8 protein-coding genes are annotated in these 4,357 nt (G+C 72.9%); all 8 read right to left on the minus strand.

The genetic code is table 11. From position 1 onward, the window contains the following. Positions 1-264: 50S ribosomal protein L19 (gene rplS / locus VGL20_00900; GenBank protein ID HEY2702224.1), on the minus strand; the 264-nt coding region annotated here is incomplete at its 3' end. Beyond that, positions 261-995 carry a tRNA (guanosine(37)-N1)-methyltransferase TrmD gene (trmD, locus tag VGL20_00905; GenBank protein HEY2702225.1) on the minus strand — a complete coding sequence of 245 codons (735 nt, stop codon included), beginning with the start codon at positions 993-995 and terminating at the stop codon, positions 261-263. The genes trmD and rplS, both read right to left, overlap by 4 nt. Before the next feature lies 1 nt (position 996). Then, entirely contained in the window at positions 997-1,515 is a 519-nt protein-coding gene (gene rimM, locus VGL20_00910) for a ribosome maturation factor RimM (protein HEY2702226.1), read from the minus strand. Between the two features lie 12 nt (positions 1,516-1,527). Continuing rightward, positions 1,528-1,764: a KH domain-containing protein gene (locus tag VGL20_00915; protein HEY2702227.1), complete on the minus strand. Its 237-nt coding sequence runs from the start codon at positions 1,762-1,764 to the stop codon at positions 1,528-1,530. Next, positions 1,761-2,123: a 30S ribosomal protein S16 gene (gene rpsP / locus VGL20_00920; GenBank protein HEY2702228.1), complete on the minus strand. Its 363-nt coding sequence runs from the start codon at positions 2,121-2,123 to the stop codon at positions 1,761-1,763. Before rpsP ends, VGL20_00915 begins: the two co-directional genes overlap by 4 nt. 43 nt (positions 2,124-2,166) lie before the next feature. After that, complete coding sequence (ffh, locus tag VGL20_00925; GenBank protein HEY2702229.1) at positions 2,167-3,543, minus strand: signal recognition particle protein; 1,377 nt, start codon at positions 3,541-3,543, stop codon at positions 2,167-2,169. Continuing rightward, positions 3,544-4,020 carry a sigma factor-like helix-turn-helix DNA-binding protein gene (locus VGL20_00930; protein ID HEY2702230.1) on the minus strand — a complete coding sequence of 159 codons (477 nt, stop codon included), beginning with the start codon at positions 4,018-4,020 and terminating at the stop codon, positions 3,544-3,546. A gap of 119 nt (positions 4,021-4,139) precedes the next feature. Next, a partial coding sequence (locus VGL20_00935; GenBank protein HEY2702231.1) for a hypothetical protein occupies positions 4,140-4,357 on the minus strand: 218 nt, incomplete at its 5' end.

Genomic DNA, 4,357 nt, shown 5'->3' on the forward strand with positions numbered 1-4,357 from the left:
GCGGCGGCTGCGGCGCGGGTCGAGCCGCGGGGAGTGGAGCAGGAACCGCCGCTCCACCCCGACGCCGTGCGAGATCCGGCGCACGGTGAAGCTGGTGCGCGCCCCGACGGTCCCGTTGACGGCGATCACCACCCCCTCGAAGACCTGGATGCGCTCGCGCGTCCCCTCGACCACCTTCACGTGGACGCGGACGGTGTCGCCGCTGCGCAGCTGCGGCACCTCGGGCTTCTCCTGCTCTCGCTCGAGCAGGTCGATCACATTCATCGCGGTCCTCCAGCAGGGGATGTGAGCGGTCCGGGCTCTGCCGGGACCGGGGAACGGGGGTCGGAGTCGGGGCGAAGCCGGAGGCGTCGCTGCCGCGCCTGGTCGTGGCGCCACTGTTCGATGGCGGCGTGGTGGCCGCTGCGGAGCACCTCGGGCACCTCGCGGCCCTCGAAGACCGCCGGGCGAGTGTAGAGGGGAGGCTCGACGTCGGAGGCGCCGCCGGAGAAGGTCTCCCCCTGGAGCGACTCCGGCGACCCGAGGGTCCCGGGCAGCATCCGCGCCACCGCCTCCACGACCACCATGGCCGCGACCTCGCCGCCGCTGAGGACGAAGTCGCCGACCGACAGCTCCTCTCCGATCTCCTCGCGGGCGCGCTCGTCGACGCCCTGGTAGCGACCGCACACCAGCAGGAGGTGGTCCCCGGCGGCGAGCTCGCGGACCACCTCCTGGGTGAGCCGCGGCCCCTGCGGCGAGAGCAGGATGGCGCGCACCGTGGGGTCGGCGGCGCGGAACGCGCGCACCGCCCGCACCAGCGGCTCGGGCTTCAGCACCATCCCCGGGCCGCCGCCGAAGGGGATGTCGTCGACCTGGCGGTGGCGGTCGTCGGTGTGGTCGCGGAGGTCGTGGGCGTGCAGCTCCAGGGTGCCGGCCTCGAGCGCGCGGCCGACCACCCCGACGCCGAGCGGCCCGGGGAAGACGCCGGGGAAGATGGTGAGCACGTCGACGCGCACGTCAGGCCTCCTCCCAGGGCTGGACCACCACCACCCCGCCGGCGAGGTCGACCCGCTCGACGAAGGCACGGACCATCGGCAGCCGGCGCAGCTCGGCGCCGTCGCGGATCACCAGCACCTGGTGGGCGGCGTACTCCTCCACGTCCTCGACCACCCCGACCCGAGCCCCCTCCGGGGTCACCGCGCGCAGCCCCACCAGCTGGTGGACGAACCACTCGTCGGCACCGAGGGAGCGGGCGTCGCCGGCCTCGACGCAGAGGTAGGCGTCGCGCAGGGTGTCGGCGGCCTCGCGGCTGGTGACGCCCTCCAGGGTGAGCAGCAGGTCACCGTCGGCGGTGGGCCGCGCGGCGGTCACCACCAGGGCCTCGCCGCCCTTCTCGACACGCAGCCGCAGCCCCGTCCCGAAGCGTGCGGCGTCACCCCCCAGCGGCTGCACGCGCAGCTCGCCGCGCACGCCGTGGGGACGGCGCACGTGGGCGGCGCGGATCAGCGGTGGCGTGGCCTCGGCCGGCCCGGTCATGGAGATCATCGACTACGCGACGTCGACCTGGACGCGCTGACGGTGGCGCAGCCCCGCGGCCCGCACCACCGCGCGGATGGCGTCGATGTTGCGGCCGCCCTTGCCGATCAGCTTGCCCATGTCGTCGGCGCCGACCTTGATCTCGACCACCGTCTGCCGGCCGCCGGGGCGCACCTTGACGGCGACCGCCTCCTTGTCGACCACGATGTTGTTCGCGATGAAGCGGGCGAGGTCTCCGTAGTCGGTCACGCCTCGTCCTCCGTCGCCGCGGGCTCGGTGGCCTCGACCGGCTCGGTGGCGGCCGGGCTCGCCGGCGCCTCCGGCTCCGCAACCGCGGTCGCGCCGGCGGCGCGGGGACGCGGCGCCCGCTGGAGCACACCCTGCTGCTCGAGCAGCTTGCGGGCGATGTCGCTGGGCTGGGCGCCCTTGCGCATCCAGTCGCGCACCCGGTCGGCGTCGATCGACACCTTCGCCGGGTTGGCGATGGGATCGTAGGTGCCCACCTCCTCGATGAAGCGTCCGTCCCGGGGACTGCGCGAGTCGGCGACGACCAGCCGGTAGAAGGGCCGCTTCTTCGCGCCCATCCGCTTCAGGCGAATCTTGACCAAAACATCTCCTTTCCTGATGGTTGTGGTGTCGGAGGGTGGTGGGTCAGAGACCCAGCTGGCTGGTGTCGATGCCCTTCAGGTTCTTCAGCATGCGCATCTTGCCGCGCGTGCCCTTGGTGCCCTTGCCGCCGCCCAGCTGCTTGAACACGGCCTGCATCTGCTCGAACCCCTTGAGCAGCCGGTTGACCTCGGCGATCCCGGTACCGCTCCCGAGGGCGATGCGCTTGCGCCGCGAGCCCTTGACGATCTCCGGGCGGCGCCGCTCCTCGGCGGTCATGGAGAGGACGATCGCCTCCATGTGGGAGAGGTCGCGCTCGGTGGGCATCGCGCCCGCCGCCTGCTGGACCAGCTTGCGGCCGCCGGGAAGCATCCCGAGGATGCTCTCCATCGAGCCCATCTTGCGCATCTGCCGCATCTGCTCGAGGAAGTCGTCCATGGTGAGCCGGCCGGCGAAGAGGCGCTCCTCCATCGCCGCCGCCTGCTTCTCGTCGACGTGCTGCTGGGCGCGCTCGATGAGGGTGAGCACGTCGCCCATCCCGAGGATGCGCGAGGCCATCCGCTCGGGATGGAAGGGCTCGAGGTCGGCCGGCTTCTCGCCGACGCCCGTGTACATGATCGGGACGCCGATGGTCTCGCGCATCGAGAGCGCGGCGCCGCCGCGAGCGTCGCCGTCGAGCTTGGTCATGATCACGCCGTCGACGCCCACCTGCTCGGCGAAGGCCTTGCCGACGTTGACCGCCTCCTGGCCGGTCATCGAGTCGACGACCAGCAGGGCGTCGTGCACCCGCACCAGCCGGCGGACCTCCTTGAGCTCGTCGAGCATCCGCTGGTCGATCTGCAACCGGCCGGCGGTGTCGAGGATGACCACGTCGCAGTTGAGCCGTCGCGCCTCCTCGACCCCGCGCTGGCAGAGCTCCGGAGGCTGCATCCTGCCGTCGGGCATCGCCACCGGGACGTTGTTGTCCTTGCCCAGGCGCTCCAGCTGCTGGGCGGCGGCGGGCCGGTAGGTGTCGGCGGCGACCAGCAGCGGCCGGTGGCCCTCGCGGCGCACCGCCAGGGCCAGCTTCACCGCCGTCGTGGTCTTGCCCGAGCCCTGGAGGCCGAGCAGCATCACCACCGTCGGGGGCTGCGACTGGTAGGTGAGGCGCTTCTGCTCGCTGCCCAGCAGGGCCACCAGCTCGTCGTTGACGATCTTGACGATCTGCTGCCCCGGGGTCAGCGACTCGAGCACGTCCTCGCCCACCGCCCGCTCCCGGATGCGGTCGACGAAGGCGCGCGCCACCTTGAAGTTGACGTCGGCCTCGAGCAGGGCCATGCGCACCTCGCGAAGGCCGGCCTCCACCTCGGCCTTGGTGAGCCGCCCCTTGCCGGTGAAGTGCTTGAAGACCTCGCCGAGCCGGTCGGACAGGGAGTCGAACATCTAGGCTGCCCCCGAGGCCGCGGCGCCGGCGGAGCCGGGGGTCGACGAGGTCCCATGTGTGCCGGAGATGGCGCCACCCCCGCGGGCAACGCCCGCGGCGGCGCGGAGTCGCGCCGGGGGCGGGGTGAGCGCAGGCGGCTCTGCCGCCGGAGCGAGGGGGGGGACACCCCCCCTCGACAGTTCCGAGCGGAGCTCGGCCTCGAGGGCGTCGCGGCGGGCCAGCTCGGCGGCGTGGCCGAGCCGCTCCTCGTAGTGCTCGAGCTGGGCGAGGGCGCGCCGGACGAGGTCGTAGGCGCCGCTGCGGGTGCACCCGAAGGTCTCGGCGAGCTCGCTGTACGACCAGTCCTCGTCGAGGCGGAGGCGGCAGGCCTCGCGCTGGTGGTCGGTGAGCAGCGGTCCGTACACGTCGAGGAGGCGTTGGAGGTGGCCCACCTGGGCGGCGACCGCGGCCAGGGGGTCGAGGGGTGTCAAGGGCAAAGCCTGGACATCCTAGCAGGTGGGCGGCGGACGGCGGCGGGGCCGGCGAGGAGGAGCGTCCCGCCCGGGTGCCGCGCAGGCGCCGCGGGCTTCCACCCGCGGCGCCGCGCAGTCCGTCCTCAGCAGCCGGGCGGCGGGGCACCCGTGCAGGTGAGGTTGTTGCCGCGGATCACGACCGTACGATTGCTCATGTCGGTGATGGTGACGGTGTCGTTGCTGCCGAGGATGATCACCCGGTTGTCCTGCGCCGGAGCGCCCGCGACGGTGCCCGTGATGGTCACCTGGTTCGAGCTCCCGGTGACCCGCACCGTGTTGTCGTTGGCGTTCATGATCGTGA

The organism is Candidatus Dormiibacterota bacterium (assembly GCA_036495095.1).
Taxonomy (GTDB): domain Bacteria; phylum Chloroflexota; class Dormibacteria; order Aeolococcales; family Aeolococcaceae; genus CF-96.